Annotated in this window: 19 protein-coding genes; 10 read left to right on the top strand and 9 right to left on the bottom strand. The window is 57.0% G+C overall.

The features are described from left to right. The first annotated feature begins 290 nt into the window (after positions 1-290). Positions 291-2,141: a DNA methyltransferase gene (locus RSSM_RS10080; protein WP_044302132.1), complete on the top strand. Its 1,851-nt coding sequence runs from the start codon at positions 291-293 to the stop codon at positions 2,139-2,141. Positions 2,142-2,168: 27 nt separating this feature from the next. Here RSSM_RS10080 and RSSM_RS10085 read toward each other — a convergent pair whose 3' ends face one another. Beyond that, the gene (locus RSSM_RS10085) at positions 2,169-3,227 is read right to left on the bottom strand and encodes a DUF1559 domain-containing protein (protein WP_008677527.1); all 1,059 of its coding nucleotides are present in this window, start codon (positions 3,225-3,227) and stop codon (positions 2,169-2,171) included. 656 nt (positions 3,228-3,883) lie between these two features. Between RSSM_RS10085 and RSSM_RS10090 the strand changes: the two genes are divergently transcribed. Genes RSSM_RS10090 through RSSM_RS10105 form a run of 4 tightly spaced genes read left to right on the top strand, consistent with a single transcriptional unit; the run spans position 3,884 to position 8,581 of the window. Further along, positions 3,884-5,755, top strand: coding sequence for a cation:proton antiporter (locus RSSM_RS10090; protein WP_044302123.1), 1,872 nt, complete (start codon positions 3,884-3,886; stop codon positions 5,753-5,755). After that, on the top strand, positions 5,748-6,407 hold the full coding sequence (locus tag RSSM_RS10095; RefSeq protein ID WP_008677532.1) for a hypothetical protein: 660 nt from the start codon (positions 5,748-5,750) through the stop codon (positions 6,405-6,407). Before RSSM_RS10090 ends, RSSM_RS10095 begins: the two co-directional genes overlap by 8 nt. A 46-nt stretch (positions 6,408-6,453) precedes the next feature. After that, positions 6,454-7,530, top strand: coding sequence for a lysylphosphatidylglycerol synthase transmembrane domain-containing protein (locus RSSM_RS10100; RefSeq protein ID WP_008677534.1), 1,077 nt, complete (start codon positions 6,454-6,456; stop codon positions 7,528-7,530). 55 nt (positions 7,531-7,585) lie between these two features. Then, the gene (locus RSSM_RS10105; RefSeq protein WP_044302124.1) at positions 7,586-8,581 is read left to right on the top strand and encodes a hypothetical protein; all 996 of its coding nucleotides are present in this window, start codon (positions 7,586-7,588) and stop codon (positions 8,579-8,581) included. Here RSSM_RS10105 and RSSM_RS10110 read toward each other — a convergent pair. From RSSM_RS10110 to RSSM_RS10130, 5 genes are all read right to left on the bottom strand, one after another. Further along, the gene (locus RSSM_RS10110; RefSeq protein ID WP_008677538.1) at positions 8,578-9,399 is read right to left on the bottom strand and encodes a WecB/TagA/CpsF family glycosyltransferase; all 822 of its coding nucleotides are present in this window, start codon (positions 9,397-9,399) and stop codon (positions 8,578-8,580) included. The two genes, RSSM_RS10105 and RSSM_RS10110, sit on opposite strands and share 4 nt — an antisense overlap. Next, positions 9,392-10,381, bottom strand: coding sequence for a polysaccharide deacetylase family protein (locus RSSM_RS10115; protein WP_044302126.1), 990 nt, complete (start codon positions 10,379-10,381; stop codon positions 9,392-9,394). The genes RSSM_RS10110 and RSSM_RS10115 overlap by 8 nt, the downstream gene beginning before the upstream one ends. Further along, positions 10,381-11,685: a glycosyltransferase family 4 protein gene (locus tag RSSM_RS10120; protein ID WP_008677543.1), complete on the bottom strand. Its 1,305-nt coding sequence runs from the start codon at positions 11,683-11,685 to the stop codon at positions 10,381-10,383. The genes RSSM_RS10115 and RSSM_RS10120 overlap by 1 nt, the downstream gene beginning before the upstream one ends. 220 nt (positions 11,686-11,905) lie before the next feature. Beyond that, positions 11,906-13,015: a sugar transferase gene (locus RSSM_RS10125; RefSeq protein ID WP_236621058.1), complete on the bottom strand. Its 1,110-nt coding sequence runs from the start codon at positions 13,013-13,015 to the stop codon at positions 11,906-11,908. A gap of 360 nt (positions 13,016-13,375) precedes the next feature. After that, the gene (locus tag RSSM_RS10130) at positions 13,376-15,061 is read right to left on the bottom strand and encodes a GumC family protein (RefSeq protein ID WP_008677547.1); all 1,686 of its coding nucleotides are present in this window, start codon (positions 15,059-15,061) and stop codon (positions 13,376-13,378) included. On the opposite strand from RSSM_RS10130, the gene RSSM_RS34660 reads away from it, so the two are divergent. The 3 genes from RSSM_RS34660 (at position 14,985) to RSSM_RS10140 (ending at position 17,353) form a co-directional block, all read left to right on the top strand. Continuing rightward, positions 14,985-15,209 carry a hypothetical protein gene (locus RSSM_RS34660; protein ID WP_236621060.1) on the top strand — a complete coding sequence of 75 codons (225 nt, stop codon included), beginning with the start codon at positions 14,985-14,987 and terminating at the stop codon, positions 15,207-15,209. The two genes, RSSM_RS10130 and RSSM_RS34660, sit on opposite strands and share 77 nt — an antisense overlap. Before the next feature lie 472 nt (positions 15,210-15,681). Next, entirely contained in the window at positions 15,682-16,305 is a 624-nt protein-coding gene (locus tag RSSM_RS10135) for a class I SAM-dependent methyltransferase (protein WP_008677552.1), read from the top strand. A gap of 247 nt (positions 16,306-16,552) precedes the next feature. Next, a complete protein-coding gene (locus tag RSSM_RS10140; protein WP_008677556.1) occupies positions 16,553-17,353 on the top strand; it encodes a thymidylate synthase in 801 nt (266 codons plus the stop codon). Positions 17,354-17,367: 14 nt separating this feature from the next. Here RSSM_RS10140 and RSSM_RS10145 read toward each other — a convergent pair whose 3' ends face one another. Further along, positions 17,368-18,840: a hypothetical protein gene (locus RSSM_RS10145; RefSeq protein ID WP_008677562.1), complete on the bottom strand. Its 1,473-nt coding sequence runs from the start codon at positions 18,838-18,840 to the stop codon at positions 17,368-17,370. A 501-nt stretch (positions 18,841-19,341) separates the two neighbouring features. Between RSSM_RS10145 and RSSM_RS10150 the strand changes: the two genes are divergently transcribed. Then, positions 19,342-20,523 (top strand): trans-sulfuration enzyme family protein, encoded by a 1,182-nt coding sequence (locus tag RSSM_RS10150; RefSeq protein WP_044302136.1) that lies wholly within the window; start codon positions 19,342-19,344, stop codon positions 20,521-20,523. 13 nt (positions 20,524-20,536) lie between these two features. Beyond that, positions 20,537-21,760 (top strand): trans-sulfuration enzyme family protein, encoded by a 1,224-nt coding sequence (locus RSSM_RS10155; RefSeq protein ID WP_008677565.1) that lies wholly within the window; start codon positions 20,537-20,539, stop codon positions 21,758-21,760. An 89-nt stretch (positions 21,761-21,849) separates the two neighbouring features. Here RSSM_RS10155 and RSSM_RS10160 read toward each other — a convergent pair whose 3' ends face one another. Both RSSM_RS10160 and RSSM_RS10165 read right to left on the bottom strand, forming a co-directional pair. Next, on the bottom strand, positions 21,850-22,905 hold the full coding sequence (locus tag RSSM_RS10160; RefSeq protein WP_008677567.1) for a transaldolase family protein: 1,056 nt from the start codon (positions 22,903-22,905) through the stop codon (positions 21,850-21,852). Between the two features lie 435 nt (positions 22,906-23,340). Next, on the bottom strand, positions 23,341-23,829 hold a 489-nt coding region (locus RSSM_RS10165), incomplete at its 5' end, for a glycosyltransferase (protein ID WP_144059704.1).

Consider the following 23,829-nt stretch of genomic DNA (forward strand, 5'->3'; position numbering starts at 1 on the left):
CGTTGATCCTACAGCGGATTTGGTGGATCATTCGGCCGCAAGGTTAATGACCGATCCTTCTCCAGGCCCTGCGAAGCAGCAAATAGAGCGATCACTGCGAAGCAGCAATAGAGCGACTGCGAAGCAGGAATAAGTGCGATAGCTGCGGCGCAGCGGCACGAGCAGCCAAGCCGTTCGCCCCACTCGTGGTTCGACAACATCGAACATGATACGGTGATGGATTCTCGGATTAGCCCTCCGTTCTATCCGTCTTCACCGTTTGCATGCGTAGCCGCATCGTTTGGATTCGAATGCCGTCAACCGAACTGATCAATCAAATTCATGCCGGCGATTGCGTAGCCGGAATGGCGAGCATTCCCGCCGGTACGGTCGATTTAGTTTTCGCCGATCCGCCGTTCAACATCGGCTACCAGTACGACGTCTACGAAGATTCGCTCGAAACCGACGACTATCTGCGATGGTCGGAAAACTGGATTCGCGGCGTTCACCGGGTGTTGAAAGACGATGGTGCGTTTTGGTTGGCGATCGGTGACGAATACGCTGCTGAATTGAAGGTACTTTCCCAGCGGATCGGGTTCTCGTGTCGCAGTTGGGTGATTTGGTATTACACCTTTGGCGTTCACTGCAAATATAAATTCACCCGATCCCACGCCCACATCTTCCACTTCGTCAAAGACCCCGAGAACTTCACGTTCAACGCGGACGACCCGAAACTGCGAGTCCCGTCGGCGCGGCAACTGGTCTACAACGACAAACGTGCGAACTCGAAAGGGCGAATGCCGGACGACACCTGGATCCTTCGTCCTCAAGATTTGCCATCGGGTTTCTCCGCCGATGAGGACGTGTGGTACTTCCCACGGGTAGCAGGAACGTTCAAAGAGCGAGCCGGATTCCACGGTTGCCAGATGCCCGAACAGTTGCTCGGGCGAATCATTCGCTCGTCGAGCAACGACGACGAGATTGTGCTCGACCCCTTTAGCGGCAGCGGTACGACGGCGGCCGTCGCCAAGAAACTCGGCCGGCAATACATCACGTTCGACATGAGCCAAGAATACGTGAAGTTGGCCAGCGAACGCCTGCAGAACATTGCGGTGGGTGACCCCTTAGTCGGTTCGGCCGATCCCTTGCGAAGCGTTCCGTCAACTGCGGCGGGCAAACGCAAAAAGAAGACGCCCAAGCAAAAAGTCGCCGATCAACGCAAGGTCGCCCGTAGCGTCGGGCTGCAGATGTCTCTCGAATTTCGGACCGCCGGCGAAGCCGAACTCGAAAGCCTCGTTGTTGACGCATTCCGCGATACCCACGCCGGTTTCTCGGTCGATCGTGTCCTACTCGATCCGGCAATGAGCGAGCGATTCGTCAACGAATGTCGAACCGCCGGATGCGAAGCGAACGAACATGAACTTCGACGGCAACTCGCTCAACTCCGCTTCGTCGGCACGCTGACGGCCGAAGACTTGCAACCGAGCGAACCGACCATCGTTGCCACAGAAACGCTGCAGCGGTATCGGTATGCGAGCGAGATCGCATGGCGAACGATCGCGGATCGCTATCCGACCTGGACGCTCGACGACCTGCTCCTCGATCCAGAAATTCTTTGCCAGTTCGATACAGTGGCAAGGCAAGTCGCACCGAATTGCGACACGTTCACGCTGCGTTGGGGAACGCTCAAACTCAGACAACTCGCCGCCGCCGTCCTCGCTCAGGCAGAGGTGCACCAGGGCAGGACAGGGCAGAACGGGGCAAAACGGGGCAGGGCAGGGCAGGGCGGTAAGAAAACGAAGAAAGCAAAGAGCCTGTTGCACGGCATCGATGAGGTAGCCGCCGACACGATCGAGTGGGATGATGATCAGGAACATCTCGCGGGCATTTACACCATCGAATCCACAGACGGAGCGATCCTGTATGTCGGTGAATCACTCAACCTGCCGGTCCGCATGAGAGATCATTTTGCCGCGAACGAGTCAATCGATTTCTGGACGACTCTCGCCGGCGGAACGCCCCGTGTTCGAATGCATCTCGACAAGACAGACGCATCACAAAGCGAGCAGGAGCGTCTGCTACCGTGGCACCGGGAACTCCTGATGAGAGAAGATTCCGCGTGCAACCTCGTCAATTTATGGACGCCGGTCGACAACGCGTAAACGTCACCGACCTCCCCGCAGAGCTGCTTACGGCCACTCGACGATTTCACGACCTTTGCGGGTCGATAGTCCTTGCCACAACTCTCGGTCAATCGAATCCGTTACGAAGCGAACCGAACCATCGAGCACACCGACCTGGACGCCGCCAACGTGATAACTGCGTGATGTCACCGCCGCGTAGGTTCGGGCAGGGTCGGTGATGTCTTTGCCTTCTCGCATGTTCGTCCAATCGACGTCGTACTCGGCCCCTGATGACGAACAGAGAACCTTCGTATTCGGGGTGAACGTGGTCGTGAATCCGGCTTGATGGATCCGCCCGTCGACCCATTCCGTATGGCCCGTTTCGGTTTTAAAACTACCGCCGAGCGTGCAGACAATTTCCGCTTGGTCGGGCATAGCGATATCGCCTGCCGTTGCGACATCTCGGTAATACGGCGTCCAACCTTTTACCTCGGCGAGTGCGAGCGTGTTGCTCAGCCCGTCGAGGCAATCACGGAAACCCATGTAACGGTTCGGGCCGAACATCCCCTCACCGATGTTATCGTTCGAAGGATCGAAGACGAACCAAGTACCGCCGTTGGACGCGTAGTTGAGTTTGTAGTACTCGGGACCGTCGTCACCGTACCGCGGTTGATCCAACGGATCACTCGGGCATTGATACGTGGGAACCCGGTAGGAGGAGATCGGAATGTCTTCACCATCAACCGACAGGGTCGACGCCCCGTAGCCTTGCGAAAAATCGATCCCATCGGCGAGCCCGCCTTGCTCGATAAACGGCAAGATACGGGCCTGCATCGACCAGCCTTTCCCCGAGACCGTGTTGGTCCACGAAGGAGGCAGCTTCTTATATGCCGATTCATAGTTATGAATCGCCAAACTGATTTGTTTGAGGTTGTTGCTGCAACTCATCCGGCGTGCTGCCTCGCGAGCGGCTTGGACCGCAGGCAACAGCAGGCCAACCAACACGCCAATGATGGCGATGACCACCAGGAGTTCGACGAGCGTAAACGCCAATCGCCCGCGAGGACGACGCGTTTCGGTTGGGCCGATTTCAGGCAGACACGCAGACAGTTGTTTTTTTTGCATGGGGCTAGTCCAGTTCAGAAGGGCTTGTCCAGGTGGACGGGTACGCATGCCCACGTCGACGCGACGAGGTCACACGGAGCAATCAGTAGGATCAAGCGTGGCTGGCGAGTACCGAAATGCGCCATCCCGCGATCCGGTGGACCTGAAGGAAAACGCTGACATTTCGGAAGTAATTGGCTGGCTAGCTATTCGACGGTAGAGATGTTAATGCGAATCAATCGCAACAGATACGCTCAAAATTCGCGTTCGTGGCTCTGCTCATCCTCAGTCGGACACCTCGCGTCTCAGGCCTGCAGAACCACCAATGAGGCGAAAAATGCGACGCGTGCGGCACCGGTGCGGTGCCTCGCGAACCGGGCCGCGGACGCTACGCCCGGTACCGAGGAGGTTGAGCCTCGAGGAGGTTGAGCCTGGTACCAAGGGATCGGCCGATTCGAATGTCGACCGACTGATCGCTGTCGCATCGCCTCCATGAAAAACGGGTGGTGCATCCCCTGCCAGGGGTGAGGATTGGCACGACAAACGCTCTGCTGCGGACACGGCGATGTCTCGCGCACCCTCGCGAGCGGTCCAGGGATGGGAAACCGATTGACGCCAGATTATCCTGACCGGCGAGTGAAAGCCCGTATCCCTTTAGATGAACTGACGCCATAACAATGGACTTTCTGCTTTATCTGGCCCTGGTGCCTGCTTTGGGGGTGACCGCTCAATGGCTGGCATGGCGAACGGGCTTCCCTAGCATTTTGGTGCTCCTAGTCTTTGGCGTCTTACTGGGCTGGTTCGTGCAGCCCGATGCGTTTCTCGCCGACCTGACCGACGGCGACCAAGCCGCTGGCCCAAATCTCCTGTTCCCTCTCGTCGCTCTTTCGGTCGGGGTGATCATGTTCGAGGGGGGACTGACACTCAAATTTGCCGAGCTGAAAGAGTCCGGCTCGGCATCGCTAAGGCTGGTCACGATCGGGGCACTGCTGTCGTTTGCAGGAAACACCATCGCGGCTCACTACCTGCTGGATTGGGGCTGGCAACTCAGTGCACTGTTGGGTGCGATTCTGGTCGTGACCGGACCGACGGTAATCGGCCCACTGCTGCGTCAGGTGAGGCCGAGTCGCCGTGTGGCCTCCACGTTGAAGTGGGAAGGTATCGTGATCGATCCGATCGGCGCCGTGCTCGCCGTGTTGGTTTACGAAGAAGTCGTCCTGCAACACTCGGTGCCAGAATTTTCGAGCGTTGCGATGTCACTGGCGTGGACGCTTCTCGTCGGATTGGTTCTCGGCTGTGTCGGCGGTGCGGTACTAACGCAGGCGCTGAGACGGTTCTGGGTTCCCGATCACCTGCAGGGTGTCGCGGCGTTGACGCTCGCGCTTTTGCTCTTTGCGATCAGCAACAAACTCGCGCATGAATCAGGACTGATCACGGTCACGGTCCTGGGGATCTGGTTAACCAACCAGAAACGTCTCGACGTCGAACACATTATCGAACTCAAAGAAAACCTTCGGACGTTATTGATCGGCTGCCTGTTCATTGTGCTCGGTTCGCGGGTGAACCTTGCCGACATTGGTGCGATCGGGATCCCGGGTCTGGCGTTGGTGTTGTCACTCGTTTTGGTGGTCCGCCCGCTGTCGGTGTTTCTCTCTCTACTGGGCAGCCCACTGGACTATCGAGAGCGTTCGTTTATCGCAGGTTTGGCGCCCCGCGGGATTGTCGCCGCGGCGGTCAGCAGCGTCTTCGCGCTCGGAATGGAAAGCCGCAGTGACGTGATCATCCCGGGATCCGATCAACTCGCCACAGTGACATTCCTGGTGATCATTGGCACCGTCGCGATCTATGGCATTGCGGCTGGGCCGTTGGCGAGATTCCTGAAACTCGCCGACCAGGCAACACACGGCGTTCTGATCGCGGGGGCGGACCCGTGGGTTCGCGACTTTGCGTCGGAATTGAACGAGTGCAAAATCCCGCTGCTGTTGGTCGACACCAACTACAACAAAATTTCACAGGCGCGGATGAACGGGCTTCGTGCCGAGTGTGTCAACATTCTCAACGAACATGTCCGTGATGAGTTGGACCTCGCAGGCATTGGTCGATTCCTCGCGTTGACGCCCAACGATGAAGTCAACTCGCTCGCGCTGCGAGAATGCAAACATCTGTTCGATTCGTCACGTTTGTACCAACTGACATTCAAATCGCAGAACACGGCGGGACGTCGAGGGTTGACGAAAAATCTCATGGGGCGTGAACTGTTCGGTGAAGGTATGACGTACACACGCCTTCGTGAACTGCACACCGCCGGCGCGGTGATGAAATCGACCAAGTTAACCGCTGAATTCTCCTATCAGGACTTCCTGGAGAAGTACGGCGAGCACACGGTCGTGATGTGCCTCATCGACCAAGACGGCGGGCTGAAGGTCAACACGATTGACGATCCGCTGGTCCCTGCTGCAGGGCAGACGATCGTCGCTCTTGTCAGCGTCACGCCGGTTCCCGAACAACACGCCTCCCGAGACAACGGCGAAGAGCCCGTCAATGTTTGATCCCTTTCCCGCGACAGTCGCATTCGCGCCGCTGATCGTTTACCTGTTCGTGCTCGCGATCATTCGCATCGGCGGCTTCACCTGGGTGACCACCGGCGGGCGTGACCTCGCCGCCGTGTTGGCTGCGGTATCGGGTTTGGTGGTGATCGGCCCGATGGAGTTGTTCTTCCCCAACGCGACGGCCTCGTTTCTAGGCGTATGGGTTTGGATTCCCTTGCTGCTTCTGTATTTTTTGTTCGCGTGCCTGATGATTCTCGGCGTTCGAGCCAAATTGATCACATACGGCCGAACCGCGGAGGAAGTCTTTCCCGCCATGGCCCGCGCGGCCCGCGCGATCGACCCGGCCGCGACGATCAACAACGAACAGTGGCAGATTCACCTGCCAACTCAAGGAGTACATCTGCGACTGGAGTCCTCGCCCGGACATGACTGCGTGAGCGTGCTGGCATTTGAGCCGACGTTGACACCGAGTTTCTGGCATTCGCTTCGAAGCAAACTGCGTGATGAACTGCGGGCCACCTCACCGCCACGACCACGACGTGGCTGGGCTTTGCTGAGCGTCGCCTGCATGATGGCGTACAGCCTGGTGCGATACGTCGCGTCGGAACCGGCGTTGCTGGTGGAAGGCTTCCGTGAATGGATCATCCGGTAGCCCGAAGCCTTACGGACCGCTCATCTAGGAACTATTCTGTTCCTCCATGTCAGACAAATCGAAAACGATCGTAACCACTCTGGTCAAATTTCTCGTTCCGGTAATCATCATCGGTTACCTGTTGTGGAGGATGCCGGCCTCCGATTGGGAAAAACTATCCGAACGCTCGATCGCCTATCCAGTGCTGTTTGCCGCCTTGGGCGTTGCTCTCGCGGCAATCGTCCTTTCATTTGTGCGTTGGTGGTTGTTGGTACGATGCCAGGGCATTCCGCTGAGCCTGATGGAGGCGATGCGTCTGAGTTCGATATGCTTCCTGCTTAGCTTTGTGTCGGCGGGAAGCGTCGGCGGCGATCTTTTCAAAGCAGTCTTTCTTGCCCGGAGAAGCCCAGGCAAACGGATCGCCGCAATCGCCTCCGTCGTCGTCGATCGCGGTGCGGGTTTGTACGGGTTGTTACTGCTGGTCTCGATGGGACTTTTGATCCGCCAATCAACCGATTCGTTTGAGTTCAACGGTGTCGGGTTGGATGACATCAAATGGATGGTCGGTATCCTGCTCGGCGTTGGCACGGCAGTCCTGGTCACCCTCGTGTTCGGTGGGAAGGTTGTCGACCGGATCATCTCACGCCTATCGGAAGTCAATGTGATCGGCCCAGTGGTCGAAAAGATTGGCCCGCCGCTGCGAACGTTCCACGATCACCCTTGGACCTTCGCCTTGTCTCTCGTCATGAGCGTGGGAGTGCAAGGGTTATTGGTCGTGAGCATGTTCCTGATCGCAACATCCATGTACGGCTCGCCACCGACACTCGCCGAGCACTTTGTGATCGTACCGATCGGCATGTTGGCCTCGGCGCTTCCGCTGACGCCCGCGGGGATTGGCGTGCTCGAGGCAACGATCGAGACGCTCTATCACCTCGTTCCGGCCCAACCGACAGATGCTTCGGGGACACTCGTGGCATTGGTATTCGAGTTGGTCAAATTGGTGCTGGCCATCATCGGCACCATTTTCTACTGGACGGCCGGAAAAGATGTTCAGGACAGCCTCGAGTATGCTGAGGAACACGGCGACGAGTTCGAACACGACGCTCTTGCCGACGCGGCACCGCTGGACCCCGCGGCACAGTAGCAATTCGCCATTCCCACCTCGAAACATCCTCGAGGGCCCTCGATTTCGGTGAGCGATGCCAGTGTCCGATAACGACTTCCGACCGCAAACACTTCCTGAACAACTTCAGGAGCTCTGGGTCCGCAGTGGCGTTCCAAAACACCGCCGACTGTGGCTCGGCGTGTTGGGATGGATGCTAGCCGGAGGTTTGGCTTCAGGGCTGGGTTACGCCTGGCTTCTGGCCAGCTCGGCAGGCTGGCTCCCGTCAACGCTCGCCGTGGGCAGGGCCGGGATGATGGTCTCCCTGTTTATCTACACCGTTCAACGCAGCGTTACGGTAACCGGCCTTGTGCATTTGGTCCTGTGGTCTCAGTGGCATTCCTCTCGACCGTCACTGAAACAACTGCTGGTCGGATCGGCTGCGATGAGCTTCTTTTGCTCGACACTGCAGCACCCAATCTTCATCACCGCAATTGACTACACCCTTTGGATCCGAGCGTTTGCCAACTATCTGCTCACGATCGCTTGGTACGTAATGCTCTTTCGCGCCGCTTCGGCATGGTTCGCATACGAACTCGCTCCGACCGACTCCGAGCCAAAGGCACGTTCTCATCGTGGCTGGACGGTATCGGGCATGCTACAGTCCGCCACGCTCGTTGCCATCACGATCGTGACCAAACAGTGGATCCACACCCACTTCATCGAGACCGCTCCATCCTCCACGCCCGGCTACTCCATCTGGATCAACGTGGCCTCCGAAGTGATCAACGTTCTCGACGCGTTCGTGCTGGCATACGCGGCCGCCGCGTTCTTTTCTCGACGCCATATCATGATCCCCATCAGCATCATCGCGGCGTCCTTCGCGATTCACTGTGTCGTTTCGCTGTTTATCACCGAGATGCTGCCTACGTTCTATGCCCGCCCTGAGTTCATCGACCTCCTGTATTCAATCTCCCTGAGCATCTTTGCCACCCTCGCCATGCAGTGGGCGGCGTTTCGTGTTTGGAAATGGGCGGGCTACGAAGTACGTCCGGCACGTAGCGGACAACCGAGCGTCTCTTCCACCGGCTAACCGAACAACAGATCCTTCTGTGGCGGCTGCCCACCGTCGGTTCTCTTGCGATACAACCCCACCTTCTGCAAACCGAGCAGCGTCAGATAAGTCGGGTTCAAATACAGATATCGACGCCAAAGACGACTCGGCTCACGAGTCAAGCGAAACAACCATTCGAGCCCGGCACTTTGCATCCACGGTGGTGCCTGTTCCAACACGCCTGCGTGAAAAGCGAACGCCGCCCCCACCGCAATGAGCGGCATTTGCAATCGTTCTTTCATCTCATACGCAAAGATTTCTTGCCGGGGACACCCGAGCCCGACGAAGCACATCTGAGCACCGCTGGCCACGATCTCAGCCGCCAATTCATCACGTTCCTCCGGTGTGATTTGCCGGAACGCGGAAGCTCGTTTGCCAACGATCCGCAAACCTTCAAAACGCTCGCCCAACTTCTCTGCAAACTGAGACAACATCTCCTCGGTCGCGCCGAACAGGTAGATCGGCACGTCCTGCTCGGCGGCCGCTTCGCAAAGTCGTAGCGTCAACTCAGGACCATAGACGCGATCGGACAGTCGTTCGCCAGGAAAGCGTTTGCCGTGAAGTGAGTTCAACGCCCATCGCACGGGTTGTCCGTCGGGACAAACCAGATCGAACTGGTTGAGCCGATATTGATGTTCACGATCGAGCACGCCTGTCATCACACCATGGACAGCGAGTGCGGTTGCCGACATCGCCTGGTTAACTCTTGCCGCATCAATGATCCGGCCGACGGCAGACTCATAATCGATCGCGTTGACGCCAATCCCGAGGACGCTGTGTTTTCCATAGTCAAGCATGGCAGGTGGCTGTTTCAATCTGAAGGTTGTTAACTTGATCGACCATGGTGGTGACCGTGAATTGCTGAGCGTAGAGCGACAACGCCCATCTCATGAACGAGAGCTTCGCATCACGTTTCATCTTCATCCCTGGGAAGTAAGCCATGTCCGCGTCATCTTCGGCGCCGAGAAAATCGGGCGGGTGCAACAGCAGTGAGGGCGGTGCACGAAAGAGACGGCATGTCGCCAGAGCCGATCGAAAATACAGCTTCGCCAAGGTCACGCTGAACCCGGCCAAGAACGTGAGATAGCTGAAGTGAATCGGGGTCCGCAGAATAGGCAACACCGTGACCGGGACCTCCCACAAATGCTGCTGCGTCTCATTTCCGCCGTCCGAGGAAACGGGGCAGGGCAGGGCACGTGAGTAAGGCCAATTGGGGCATCGCATCGCCGCAAAACCGCCATATAGTTTTTTGGCTTTTTCTCGCTGCTCTCCCTTCAGCTTGGTGCGGGCGAGGAAAACAGCACGAGCGATCGGAGCCATCGAAGTCGGAAATATCGATGCATCGTATTGATAGCCCAATCGCCCGAGGACACGCAGCACTTCGTCGGGGCAACTAAAACCCGGACCGCGAAAACCGACTGGCGTCTGGCCCGTCCGAGCAACGATCAGATCATGCGTGACCCTTATCTCGTCTTCGATTTCACCGTCGCTCATCGTGTGCATCCACGGCAGATGATTGAGCGAGTGATTGGCGGCCTCCCAATTGGGCAAACCGCGAAAACCTTCGATCGCTCGAACATCCTCATCGCGTCGAAGGTCACGCCCAACGAGAAAAACGGTCAGCGGCAAATCAATGGCACCGAGCGTTTCGACGATGTTCTTGATAGCCAACGGAAAATAGCTATCGCATGACTCCCAATCGTCACGCCCCGCCGCACGAAGGTAAGCCCACTTGTTGTCGAGATCGAGCGACAGACTCGCTGATGGACGGTCCGTCATCACGCGTCACCCAGTTCCACACGATCGCCCGATTCCACACAATCGCCCGGTTCAACGCGGTCACTCATCCCGAGCACCGATCGGATCGCACGAAGCGCACCACGCGCGCTTCGAGAGGGCGTGTAAGCACTCGCAGTTGTCACTGCGTTGGCACGCATGGCTTCGACCTCGTAATCGTCCAACTCGAGGTAGCGACTCAGAACAGATTGAAGACTTGCCGCGACGTCACCTTCAACCGACGACTCACTCCGGCGCAACGGATCGTACTGCCATCCGTTCTCGTCGTCTCTTACCATTGTCACCACGGCCTGGGCGTAGACGCTTCCGATCACCGGCAACCCAGCGTGCATCGCTTCGTTAACCACCAACAACCATTCATCCGCCAGCGTAGGAGCGATGACCGCCCCGTGTTCGCTCATCAGAGACGGCAGTTCGGAGGCAGGCTGATTCCCCAAGACGTGAATTTGCAAACGAGCTTCGGGTGAATCCTGTCCCGCCTCCGCGTGCCTCGCCGCAATTTCCTCCACCCCTGGTCGCAACGGCCCGTCACCGACCAGAGTTACCTCGAGTGATTGCTGGGTCCGCTCGCAGAATTCGCTCAATTGTTCGATCATCGGCAAGACGCCTTTCCGCTCGCTCAGTTGCCCGATACACAGCAAGCGTCGACGCACAGACGGTTCATCGCGAACCACCGCCACATCACTGAAATTGCGATCATCCGCCGCGTAGGGCAAATGGAACAATTGCTCCTCGCAGGCACCGAGCGACAACAAGTAATTCCGACAGGAAGGCCCGTTGTAGGTGATCGCGTCAGCTCGAGCGATAAGATGCTTTCGGATCCGTTGTCGCAACCAACCACGTCCCTGTTCGGTGTGCTCACTCATGAAGGTAGCCAATACCAACTTCGCTCCGCTGCGACGACAGTAACGGGCCGCTGCCAGAGAGCGTGCACCCAACTCGTGAGAGATGACCACGTCGGGGCGAAGCGATTTCAACTTTCCGAGCGTATCGTAGGGAACGTGGACATAGAGCGGGTCATCGAAACCGGCATTGCGATGCCGCCATCGCCGCCGAATCGTGACTGCCTTTTGAACCTCGACATCGAGCCCGGACCAATCGAGGCGAAAATCACGGTTGGGTTCGATCGGTGTGCTAAGCAGCACCCTGAACTGCTGAAGGCTTCGAGAGATTTCCTGCAGCACTCGGACTTGATACAGCGGAATGTAATGCGTCAGAAAAACGACGCGAGCGTCCAGAGAGTCAACGGGCGGACGGCATTCGATGGTGGAGGCACTCGTTTTCACCCCCCCATTGTAACTCGCAATGTAAGTTTCGACGAGATTCTGCTTGCGACAGTTCGGCTCCGCAGAACGCTCAATAGTCAACCTTTCTGAATCGATTTGCGAGTGCCGCGGTCGAAGACGTCCGGACTCGTTCTCGTTCGCCGAAAGCGGTGCAGAGGTAGACGTGATAGGCAGAACAGGTTTTCTCAGCACGACGTCACGCAATGCACTTCAAGTTGTTTTATTCGCCGCCCCGTCCGGTTACGGGAACGACCACAGTCCGCGCGATCAGATGCAGGTCATCGAAAAATCCGAGTCGATCGATGTACCGCAGATCCATTCGCATCCAATCGTCGAAGGTTTCCGCTTTCGACTTATCGATCTGCCAAATGCAGGTCAAACCTGGACGCACATCCAATCGTCGACGATGCCATCGCTCACACGCACGGCTTTCGTGCCACGGCAACGGACGGGGTCCTACCAATGACATATCGCCTTTGAGCACGTTAATCAGTTGAGGCAATTCATCCAGACATGTTGCCCGCAAAAAGTGCCCAACTTTCGTAACACGTGGATCTTTGCTGATTTTGAAGGCTGGACCGTCCCGGTGACTCGCTGCACGAAGGGCGGCCTGTGATTTCTCCGCATCAACGACCATCGTCCGGAGTTTGTAGATCGTGAACGGGCGTCCGTACCGACCCTCGCGTGTTTGACAGAACATGACCGGCCCGCCGTCATCCCATTTGATCGCGATCATCGACGCGATGAGAAACGGACTGGTGACAACCAACCCGACGCTCGCGCCTACAACGTCGACGACTCGTTTGGCAATGCGAGAGGCCAACGGCCAGTGTTCGGTGGACTCACTTCCCGCAATGCTGACCTGCGAATCGGCGACTGTTTCTCCGGATTGCATCAATGCCGGTTGCTGCTGAACACCAGCGATGCTCGCGCCGGACGCTTCTCCGGGAACGTGAATGGGTTCGCATACGGTGACATCGGAGACTGCCCCCGCCTTTTCCAGTGCCGTCGTTGTAACATCGAGTATCTCGGAGGGGCGACGCACCCAGTCTTTGCTGCCACTCTCATCATCGCGACGCGTGCCGTTGCCGGACGGGTGATCGTCCTTGCCGCCGAATCCGTCCGCATCATGAACTTGCAAACTCAAACGCACATTGAGTCTCGCATCGGCAAACAGAACAGTCATTCGATCCAAGACTGCCCGTCCACCCATCTCAGGCGTGTCGACCAACAGCACGCCATAGCGAGTCGCCGAGAGCACACCTTTTTCGTCAGTCATTCGCAGGTTGTGGTGCAGCAGGTCGACGAGACGTCGGGACTGCTTCTTCAAAATCGAATGGCTGCCACTTTTTGTATTCTTAACCGGGCCAAGATCGGAGCCCTTGTTGTCGCGTCCATTGACGCCTTGCAGTTCAATCGTTAGGACACAAAAAGGGATCGAGCGGCGTGTTGCGCGCACGCGTTCGCGCGTGATTTCTCGTTCAAACTGTCTCGGCGATAGCAACAGGGCTCGCCGGCTTCCGAGGGCGGAAGCCGTCGGCCAAGCCAACCAGCCCTTATCCCGGGCTCTTCGTTTGAAAAATGAAAACACGGTGTCGTCCTAGAAGAAATCAAAATACAAAACACAGGCCGGTTGTGAGCAACGTCTTATCACGCTCTCAACAACCCCTGACAGCAATCCGTCGCAAGGTCAGCGAGGCAGCGAAACGGACGATCCAGAGCCCGATCCGGGTAAGGACACAACCTGTTGATTCGCATGTTCTCGTTCGTCGTCACGCTCGGCAGTTGCCGCCTCTTTGGAATCGATGTCGTCCGTCGAACTCGTCGATTCATCTTCATCCAAAGCTGCATCAGCATCCGATCCCAACGGATCACGGACTGGCATATCGATACGCGACGCCCGTGGGTCGACCGGTGAATCTCGCAAGATCGCCTGGAGTAGTCCCAACGACAATCCGAGCATTGCACCAACGACTGCCAATAATCCTCGCTTCGGGCCAGACTTCTTCAGATTCAATGAAGCTTCTTGAATGACGCTCACATCAGACATCTGCCTCTTGTCCAGCTCTGTGTTTACGCGTGCTTCTTCGAGTGAACGCGCATGGTCTCGAAAAGTTTCCTCTGCTAATTCTGCTTCCCAAGCGAGCTGCGAGAGCGTCGTCACATCATCGTTGAGACGACGCAGGTCTTTCTGCGTTGCCACCAATCGTTCCGCAAGCGCATCACGTCGGCTTTCCAATCCAACTGCTTTCGCGCGGACGGTCTGGAATTGAGTTTCCAGATCTTGGTAGACCGGATTGATTGCTTCGCGAGTTTGCTGACGTTCCTCACGTTCGCTACCGGCTAACTTCTCGCTCTGCACCATTTTGTCTTTAATGCGTTTGTAGCGAGGGTGAGACGGACTCAGACGGGCCAACTCATCCCCGTCCTGGATCTGCACGTCATAGAGTTGGCTGCGCATCTGGTCACCGGCTGCATTGGCGATCCCAAGGGTGACTTCGACTGGCACCCACTGATCGGTTGCTTCGAGTTGCCGGCGCAGCTCGTCGGCTTGGCTGATCGCCTCGGCGAGCTCGCTGTCCGCGGTGCTCAACTTCATCTCGAGATCAATGATCCGTTCGCTCAGCGTACGCTCGGCAGACTCCGTGCTGATCCAACCCATCTCGTTTCGGGTCTCTTGCAACTTCCTCCGAGCGGCGATTGCGATCTTTCGACTCTCCGACGCCTGAACGTCGAAAAACGACTCTGACCCCTTTACCTGATGAGCCTCGACGTGATAGCTGCCGAATTCATCCATCACGGCTTGGACGATTTCCTGCACCAACAGCGGGTCGTCTTCTTTTCCTGAAACCGCAACCGTGTAACCGTTCTTAGCGACCTGGACATCGATCGCTTTCGTGACCGACTTGATCGCTCGCTCACGATCGATTTGAGCAGCGTACTGCTCGGGAGTCATCTCGCCCACGGTCTTTGGCTCGCGACCGGGGACCCAACGAACCAACTGGTGGTCCGATTCCAAGAAATTCTTCCCATCCTCCATGGCTTTCTCAAACCAATTGCGGGGCTGGTTAATTTTTTCGATCCCGACCCGATCCACGGTGCGTTCGGCAATCTCACGACTGCTGATCATCTCACCGATGCTAACGACCTCCGCGGTCCGACTCTCTTGCATCGACACCGAATTGGTGGTCTTCGTCGTCGGATCTCCTCCCATCGCACCCCGACCGAGGCGGACGTACATCAGACCTTCGCTGCGATATTGGTTCGGCCAAACGACCAGCAACGCAACGACCGCAACGGTGACCAGCAATGTCGTGAAAAAGACCGACGGCAAACGGCGCCTGATCGAGCGCATGACGTCGCCAGGCGTGACCATCGCCCAAGACTCAGCCGTTGGAGGCCCATTCCAGCCCGCTGATTGCTCCGATTTAGATAGTGAACGCGTGGCGCCCGAACCGGATTTTGGTCTTTTCATGGATCTCGCCTGGGAAGAAGGGGTCAGATTCGTCAAAAAGAGCGTCTGAGACCGTAAAAAACGAGCCTTTTTTCATCGGCAGCGAAATCTCCCTATTCCACGTGACCGCTAAAGTCCACAAGCCTCGAAACTACGTTTTAATTAGTGAACAGAAATTTGTGGGGGGGATTTCTGAAAATTTTGGGTAAAGACCCTCATATTCGCCATTGTCCGCGTCTTTAGCGACAATGATCTACCCCAAATTACCAGTGTGCTTGAGGCATCTCCGTTACAACCGGCACGCAACACCATATACATTCGTGCACGACATCAAACGGCTAATTTTTCGCCCACTCCGCTGGCTACTCGTCATTCGCATAGAGTTCACCTGTCTCGTTTGACGAATGTCAGGTCTGTTTCTCGATCCCGTCGCACAACCACACGTATAACCAAACGGCACAGATACAACCAAACAGGCGCGCACCTCGCCGACTCGGTCGCTCCCAATTTCGCTGATCCCCCCTTCAGAAAGACCAAACGACATGCTGCCACGCGTATGTGAACCTCCACCGGAAGACGCGAAACTCGATGCCGAGGCCTATCGCGAGATGGACCACGAAGAAGTGAACAAACGTTTCGTCCTCGATTTGCTTGAATCGGGCCCGGTCGGTCCTCGGGTCGTCGATCTCGGATGCGGACCGGCACTCATCCCGATCATATTGTGCGAGACACTGGAGGCGATCGCGGAAGAATCTACCGGTGCCGACCAACCGCACGCCAACCCCGATGAACTGCAAGTCATGGGAGTTGACTCTTGCGTTGAGATGCTCGAACTCGCTCAGGTCGAAATCGACTTTGCAGGTCGTTTGGACCAGATCCAACTCGAGCACGCGGACCTGAACGACCTCTCGTCACTGCAAAGCGAGTTGGCTGAAACAGTGATCAGCAATACGGTTCTGCACCATCTCGATTCTCCGGAGAACGCTCTTCGGCTGGCGATGAAAGTGCTCCGACCGGGGGGCGTTTGTTTATCCGAGACCTCTATCGCCCTGAAAACGAAACGGAGGTCGAACGACTCGTCGAACTCCATGGCGGCCCCGAGGGCCACACGTCCCCCGCAACCGCTCCTCGGCAACTGCTCCGGCAATCGCTGCATGCCTCGTTGACGCTCGCCGAAATTCGAGCAATCGTATCGCAACTCGGTATCGATCCCACGTCCGTCTCCATGACGAGCGACCGTCACTGGACCCTCGATTGTCTTCGTCCTGAAACCGTCGATTAATCCTACCGCCTCGATAAAACGCCCTTTCCACGAAACGATCGTCGCCGCCTCATACTGATGCGTCGCGATCGCAAACTGCGGCGGACACTCGCCAACGAGTTCACATCGACCGCAAAACGAGAAATTGATTCATGCACGGATATCTGGAACTCCTCGACGAAGTTCTCCATCAAGGACTCGACCGCGACGACCGCACCGGGGTAGGAACGCGAAGCCTGTTCGGACGCCAAATACGGTTCAACCTCGCCGACGGCTTTCCGCTACTGACAACCAAAAAGCTGCACGTTCGGTCGATCATCTACGAATTGCTTTGGTTCCTCCGCGGCGAAACCAACATCGCTTGGTTGAAAGAGAATGGCGTATCGATTTGGGATGAGTGGGCCGACGCCGAAGGAGAACTCGGACCGATCTACGGCCGTCAGTGGAGAAGTTGGCCTGCGCGAGATAACGACACAGAAACGATCGACCAGATCGCGTGGGTCGAAAACGAGATTCGCACCAATCCGAAATCGAGAAGGCTGATCGTTTCGGCGTGGAACGTCGCCGATGTGCCCACCATGGCGTTGCCTCCGTGCCATCTGCTGTTTCAGTTCTATGTGGCCGGTGGGCGGCTTTCTTGCCAGCTCTATCAACGCAGCGCGGACCTATTTCTGGGCGTCCCGTTTAACATTGCCAGCTACGCACTTCTCACCATGATGATGGCCAAGGTCACCGGCTTGGAACCTGGTGAATTTGTACACACGCTCGGCGACGTTCACCTTTACTCCAATCATTACGCGCAAGCACGCGAACAACTCACACGGACGCCGCGTCCGTTACCGACAATGAAAATCACGCGTGACGTCAACTCCATGAGCGACTTCCGCTTCGAAGATTTCGAACTCACTAACTACGACCCGCACCCACATATCAAAGCTCCCGTCGCGGTGTAGCAAGAGGCTGCGTCTTAACGGGACAGCAATTCTTTTTTGAGTTTTTCGATCGCGTCTTTTCGAGGCTTGGGGTCTTCGGTAGGAAAGCCGATTTCCTGCACGATGAAGCCATACTTGGGATGTTCGGCGGCAGCGTTCAGAGCGAACTCATCGAGCGATCGGTCGTTCAATAAAATGATCGCTGCCGCGGCCGCGTCACTAACGAACGCCTGCACGAGCGTACCGCCGGCATACTGCTGCTCACTCGCCGGTCGATAGTCGTCGAGGAACTTTGCGACCTCCGGAACATTCGACAGATCACCGAACCGTGCGATCGCCTGCATGGCCATCCCGAGTGTGACAGGATCCGTTGCTTTTTCGAGTGTCACCAACGCTAGCGGCAGGGTTTCGGTCAAATCCCAACTTAACGCGAACCACAGCATCTCCTGGCGATTGACAACGTCCTCACGCGAAATCCACCCACCGAGCATCGCCCGGAACGCTCCCGACAACTGCGAATCGGACAACAACTTCGCCGTCGCATCGCGTCGCAAGACAGTGAAGATGGCGTTCTCTTCGACTCGCGTGATCGGCATGTCATGATCATTCGCCAACAACATCAACGCGATCAGGTCCGCTTCCGTTGGCGAGCGTTGCTCGACAAACATGCCACGTTGCACATCAACAATCGTCTTTTGAAACGCGGCCTCACGAGCCTTGGATGTTACGTCGAGCGACGCGGCGACCTCGCCATGCCGCATTAAGAAATCAACATACAGTTCACGAATGCGAACGCCGTCTCCCATGATGGATTGAAAGACCTCCCACCCATCCAATTCGACGTCGTCACCCGCGAGAAACGCGTCAATACGTCCGGCAGTTTCCCCACCGGTGATGCCTTTGGAAACGTCCGCGGCACGTGTGCGGACTTCGAGATCGGGATGCTCCCGAGATGCCTCTTCGAGCAGCGCCAACGCCCGCTTCCCAGCATCACGTAGTTTGGCCGTTGCCTGCTCGCGTGCCGCAAACTCGACCGAACCGAGTTGGTCGATCCACTGCTGAATCTCTGCAGGCGTGGCGTCATGCTTCGCCGATGAATCCGCCTGGGCGTCTTCGGATTCACCGTCGTGTTCGCCCGCCACACCATCCCCCGCACCCTCCGGTGCATCCATTGGCACCTCCAGGCCGTCGTCGGTGTTTCCGGTTCCGGGCTTCTTTCGTTCCGCCAAAGAGCGATAGAAACCGGCAATCTGATCACTCGGCAGATGAGGTTTCGAATAGCTCGGAGGCGACGAGGGAGACTCAACTTCCGACGCAGCCTCTAGTTCGCTCTCCTGCGCACTGGCACGCCCGCTCAAACCGCCGACGACGCTCCAAACGACACAGCCAACCATCATGCCGCGCAACAACCTCAGCGACCGGCGTTTGGCGACATCGAGGCAACAGGAGCCACCATCGAGAGGCAACCTCTGTAACGATGCCGTGATCTCAGAACCTCGTTTTTTCATCGGAATGGACCGTAGTTCTTATTTGTTTGCACATGTGTTGTTGGGCGACCCCCGGATGCTGTTGGCCGACACCGGGCTCGTGTTTGCGTCGACTGATATCATCGGGCAGAGCCATTGTAGGACATTGCCCTCCTGGACAATACGGAAAGGAGCAACGACCAGACAAAAACGTCGTTCGCTCACCTCAAAAACTTCACCGAGAAAATCGCTTGCTCAAATCTGACCAAGCAGCTAACCTGACAAACACTCTGGTCGGGCCTGACAAACACTCTGGTCGGGACTCACTGAGTCCCGGCTCGCAAACTTGTAGGGATTTGCGGCCGCTTGCAGCCTCACTGCTAAAAAGCCATTCTAATGAAAACCAATTCGATTGGATCGGTGGATACCACCGATCTGCTGACGTGTGTCAGTGCTGCCCCGTCCTCTTCGCGGGCCACTTCCGACCCTGAAAACGCTCTTTCAGGTGCCACCTCTTCCGACACAGCCACTGCCGGTTCCCCGATGCCTCGTGGTGCGTCGACGCAGTGCGTGCACGGTGGAGAATTACGGCAAAAATCCGAAGGTGCGATCGCCACGCCGATCTATTCGGCATCGACGTTCACCTTCGAATCGACCGACCAATTGCTGGATTTTGTCGAAGGACGCCAACAACGCGAGGAGTACGCTCGCTACGGCAACCCCAACGAAAAGGTGGTGGAAGCCAAACTCGCCGCACTCGAAGGTGCCGAAGACGCCATTCTTTACTCCAGCGGCATGGCAGCGATCGTCGGCCTGCTGATGAGTCGACTTTCCGCCGGTGACGAGATCGTCTTTTTCGATCAATGCTACCACCGAAGCCGCGAGTTCTGCTCCAAGCATTTGGCTCGCTTCGGAGTGGTCACTCGCCAGGTTCCGACGGGCGATTTCGCCGCCATGGAAGCTGCGATCAACTCGAAAACCAAACTGCTCGTTTCGGAATCTCCGACCAACCCGCACTTGACCTGCGTGGACCTCGAGCAGTTTGCCGCCATCGGCAAAGCGCACGAGGTAGAAACCCTCATCGACGCCACTTTGGCGACACCGTTTAACCTCAAACCGATCGACTACGGCGTCGACTACGTGCTGCACTCGGCAACCAAATATCTCGGCGGGCACAACGACTTGCTCGCCGGAGTTATCTGCGGACGACGTGAACTACTCGACCCGATTCGGGCACTACGTGGTTGCCTCGGTAGCGTAAGTTCGCCACACAACCTGTACCTGCTCGAACGAGGACTCAAAACGTTCGCGCTTCGCATGGCACGTCATAACGATAATGGCCTCGCGGTCGCTCAGTTCCTCGAAAATCATCCTCGCATCGAGCGAGTTTTCTATCCGGGACTTGCGTCACACCCCACTCACGCAATCGCGTCACAGCAAATGCGTGGTTTCGGCGGATTGATTACGTTCACCGTTAAAGACGCCGATTGGAAAGCCTCCTCCCGAGTCGTCGATGCCGCTCGATTGGCTCGCATCGCACCGAGCCTCGGAGGCGTCGAATCGCTGATCGAACAACCGTTGGTGATGAGCTATTTCAGCTACTCGCCCGAGGAACGAGCTTCGTTTGGAATCGCCGACAACATGATTCGGTTCTCCTGTGGAATCGAAGACCCCGCTGATCTGATCGCGGACCTCGACCAAGCATTGTCCGCCGCGGACGAATAAAGAGGCCCGGAACATGACCGATCATGCAGACCGCGAGAAGGCGGGCGGCTCCGACCGAGCCGGTTTCCGCACGCGAGCGATCCACGTCGGAGGTGAAGTCGACCCAGTGACGGGAGCGGTCGTTGCCCCGATCCATTTCGCCAGCACGTTCCGACAACCCGGGGCAGGGCAGTGGGGTGAATACGATTATTCACGCAGCGGTAATCCGACACGCACGGCACTGCAACAGACTCTCGCATCGCTCGAATGCGGGCGCACCAATCAATGCGCCGGAGCCCTCGCGTTTTCAACCGGGATGGCTGCGATCCATGCGGTCACGATGCTCCTGAAATCAGGAGACCATGTGGTCGCCGGCACGGACATCTATGGTGGTGCCTATCGACTCCTGCATCAGATCTGCGACGCGAGCGGAATTCGCGTGACGCTGGTCGACATGACTCAGCCTGACGCAGTGGAAGCCGCCATTTGCGCGGACACAAAACTGATCTGGGGCGAAACCGTGGGGAATCCACGACTCACCGTTCCCAACATGCTCGCCATTGCCGAGATCGCGAAGAAGCATAACGTCATCACGGGAGTCGACAACACCTTCGCAACCCCCGCACTGATGCGTCCACTGGAATGGGGCATCGACATCGTCATGCATTCAGCGACGAAATATCTCGGTGGCCACAGCGACTGCCTCGGTGGAACACTCGCGGTCGCCAACAAGGAACTCTTCGACCGACTTTACTTTATCCAGAATGCGACCGGAGCGGTGCTCGACCCGATGAGCTGCTTCTTGATTGCTCGCGGGCTCAAAACACTCGACCTTCGGATTCGCGAGCAGTCGAAAACCGCACTGCAGCTAGCACGCTGGCTCGAGTCACACGACAAGGTCCGCTCGGTTCTCTATCCAGGGCTTAGCAGCCATCCGCAGGCTGAATTGGCTGCCACGTTATTTGACAGCGAACTTCCAACATCGGAAAAGTGTTTTGGGGCGATGATCACGTTCGAACTCGACGCACCACTCGAAAAGGTAAAGCGAGTTTGCCAGAACACTCGACTGTTCCACCTCGCCGTCAGTCTTGGCGCGGTGGAATCCTTGATCGAGCAACCCGCGACGATGTCTCACGCCTCCTACGCACCCGAGGATCGGGCAAAGCACGGTATCACCGACTCACTGATCCGCCTTTCCGTCGGGCTCGAAAACTTCGCTGATCTTCAGGAAGATCTCGAGCGTGCGTTTGATGCGTGACTCCGAAATCACGTGACCCCAATCGGGTTCAGAAACGTTTGCTCCTCGCACCGGAACAGCGCGAAGAACAAACACGGCCCATCGACGTTTTAGGCAGTCGGTGACAATTCACTACGCTTGTCAGCGATCAGTTTCAGCAGTGCTCGCTGAGGCTTAACGAATTTGTCGACGCCTTCTTCCATCAGGAAGGCGTGCATCTTCTGAGTGTCCACCACCGAATCGATCTCGTTGAGAACCGCTTCGGGCGGCATGTCGTCAACCGTACGGGTAAACGTCAAATCGCTTTCCGCAACGGCCGCGTTCGTCTCTGGCGGATTGGTTTGAATATCGCTTCCCGCCAACGCAGCAACGTATTTCCACGGCGGATCGCTAGGGTCCTTGGTGCCCGTGCTGGCAAAGATCAACTCTTGCTCAAGCGGCAGTCCCTTTTCCGCCCAAAACTCGCGGTTCTCTTTCCAAATCCGCTTCGCATTGACCAAACCAACCAGCCCCTGCGCTTCATCCGAGAGCGACAGATGCTTGTCCGTGTAAACGTCGATCCGTGAAATGAAAATACTGTAAACCGATTTGAATTCAGATGGATCCACTTTGCCGTTCACGCCACGCCAGATCGCTTCGCGAGCGATGCGATATTGATCGTCGGTGAAGATCAGCGTGACATTCAAAGTCACCCCTGCGGCCGCGAGCGGCTCGAGAGCACGCAGCCCGGCGGGAGTCGCCGGCACCTTAATCATTCGATTGGTGTGCCCGGCCGCCCATTTCTTTCCCAACTCGATGTACTTCTGGACGACATCGTCTTCCTTGAGATTCAAAGAAGGGTCTTCGAGCAACGGGTCCAACTCGAAACTCACCCAACCCGCGTTGCCCTTCGTCTCTTGATGAATCTCGGCGAATTTCGCCTCCGCTTCGCTGACAAGTTGGTCGGTCAACGTCCAGGCGATCTCCTCGTCGGTCTTGCCCTCGGCGAGCATCGATTCGATCTGAGAATCACGGCCGCCTCCGGCGATGATCGACGAAATGATGGCAGGATTGCTGGTCGCTCCGACCGCACCGTAAGCCAAATTTTTATCAACCTCCGCCGGCTCTACAGAATCGAGATACAGTTTCGTTCCGGTGTCGATTAACGATTTCAGCGGTGTGGACATGATTCATCCTATCTAGTTCGAAGTCAAAAAGTGTTTATCTGTGAAAGCAAGACCAACGGTTTGTCGAGAGAGTTTACCAACTTTTGCGATCGCCTTTTGATTCGCAAATTTTCGACAACGGAGGCTCGCTTGCGTAAGTGCGCCGTATCTATTCGCAGCATAACGTGTTCCTAAACGGAATACAGACTGGATCGCCAAAGCCGCCGCGTCGCAGCAGCCCCATTCAGCACATCCCCCGGGGCCAGAAATTAGGCGAATCTTCATCGCGACACGTCCAGAACGGGGCAGGGCAGGGCGGTTTGGGAATCTCGCCGGACAGCGTGCGCCACCGAGAATGCCGTGTAGGCGTCTATCCGAGTGCCCCCATGGCTCCTTCTCATGGCTCCCTCCCATGGCTCCCTCTCATGGCTCACTCTCATGGCTCACTCTCATGGCTCACTGCCCGGCATGGCGTCTGGCGAGAACCTCACGGTACATGCCTTCAACCCGCTCGCACCAACTCGCTGCGGAGAAAACGTCGTCACTCCGTCGTTTTGCCGACCGGGCAAACTCATCGAGAGATTTGCGGTCGGAGTGCAATCGACGAATCGACGCAGCGAGGCTCTCGACATCTTCTCTGGGAAACACCAGCCCGTCGACCTCGTGCCGAACAACCTCGGGCAAACCACCGGCGTCAGAAACAAGGGGACACACACCACATGAAATCGCTTCCAACAAAGCCAAACACAATGCCTCCTGCCGCGAAGGCATGACGAACACATCCATGGCCTTGAGAAACTTCGGCGCGTCGGCGTGGTACCCGATTGCATGGACACGGTCACGAATGATCGGGTCATCGACCAACCTCTCGACACGCTTGTCCTTGATGCTCCCAACCAATAACACGTGAAGGTTGCTCAGCTGCAAGCACTCGATGATAGCTCG

It is taken from the genome of Aporhodopirellula sallentina SM41 (genome assembly GCF_000346505.1).
GTDB classification, from domain to species: domain Bacteria; phylum Planctomycetota; class Planctomycetia; order Pirellulales; family Pirellulaceae; genus Rhodopirellula; species Rhodopirellula sallentina.

Bases quoted from the DNA above. Each gene is read 5' to 3' on its own strand.
- RSSM_RS10080 (WP_044302132.1), top strand. From the start codon at position 291: ATGCCGTCAACCGAACTGATCAATCAAATTCATGCCGGCGATTGCGTA.
- RSSM_RS10085 (WP_008677527.1), bottom strand. From the start codon at position 3,227: ATGCAAAAAAAACAACTGTCTGCGTGTCTGCCTGAAATCGGCCCAACC.
- RSSM_RS10090 (WP_044302123.1), top strand. From the start codon at position 3,884: ATGGACTTTCTGCTTTATCTGGCCCTGGTGCCTGCTTTGGGGGTGACC.
- RSSM_RS10095 (WP_008677532.1), top strand. From the start codon at position 5,748: ATGTTTGATCCCTTTCCCGCGACAGTCGCATTCGCGCCGCTGATCGTT.
- RSSM_RS10100 (WP_008677534.1), top strand. From the start codon at position 6,454: ATGTCAGACAAATCGAAAACGATCGTAACCACTCTGGTCAAATTTCTC.
- RSSM_RS10105 (WP_044302124.1), top strand. From the start codon at position 7,586: ATGCCAGTGTCCGATAACGACTTCCGACCGCAAACACTTCCTGAACAA.
- RSSM_RS10110 (WP_008677538.1), bottom strand. From the start codon at position 9,399: ATGCTTGACTATGGAAAACACAGCGTCCTCGGGATTGGCGTCAACGCG.
- RSSM_RS10115 (WP_044302126.1), bottom strand. From the start codon at position 10,381: ATGACGGACCGTCCATCAGCGAGTCTGTCGCTCGATCTCGACAACAAG.
- RSSM_RS10130 (WP_008677547.1), bottom strand. From the start codon at position 15,061: ATGGTCACGCCTGGCGACGTCATGCGCTCGATCAGGCGCCGTTTGCCG.
- RSSM_RS10135 (WP_008677552.1), top strand. From the start codon at position 15,682: ATGCTGCCACGCGTATGTGAACCTCCACCGGAAGACGCGAAACTCGAT.
- RSSM_RS10140 (WP_008677556.1), top strand. From the start codon at position 16,553: ATGCACGGATATCTGGAACTCCTCGACGAAGTTCTCCATCAAGGACTC.
- RSSM_RS10145 (WP_008677562.1), bottom strand. From the start codon at position 18,840: ATGAAAAAACGAGGTTCTGAGATCACGGCATCGTTACAGAGGTTGCCT.
- RSSM_RS10150 (WP_044302136.1), top strand. From the start codon at position 19,342: ATGCCTCGTGGTGCGTCGACGCAGTGCGTGCACGGTGGAGAATTACGG.
- RSSM_RS10155 (WP_008677565.1), top strand. From the start codon at position 20,537: ATGACCGATCATGCAGACCGCGAGAAGGCGGGCGGCTCCGACCGAGCC.
- RSSM_RS10160 (WP_008677567.1), bottom strand. From the start codon at position 22,905: ATGTCCACACCGCTGAAATCGTTAATCGACACCGGAACGAAACTGTAT.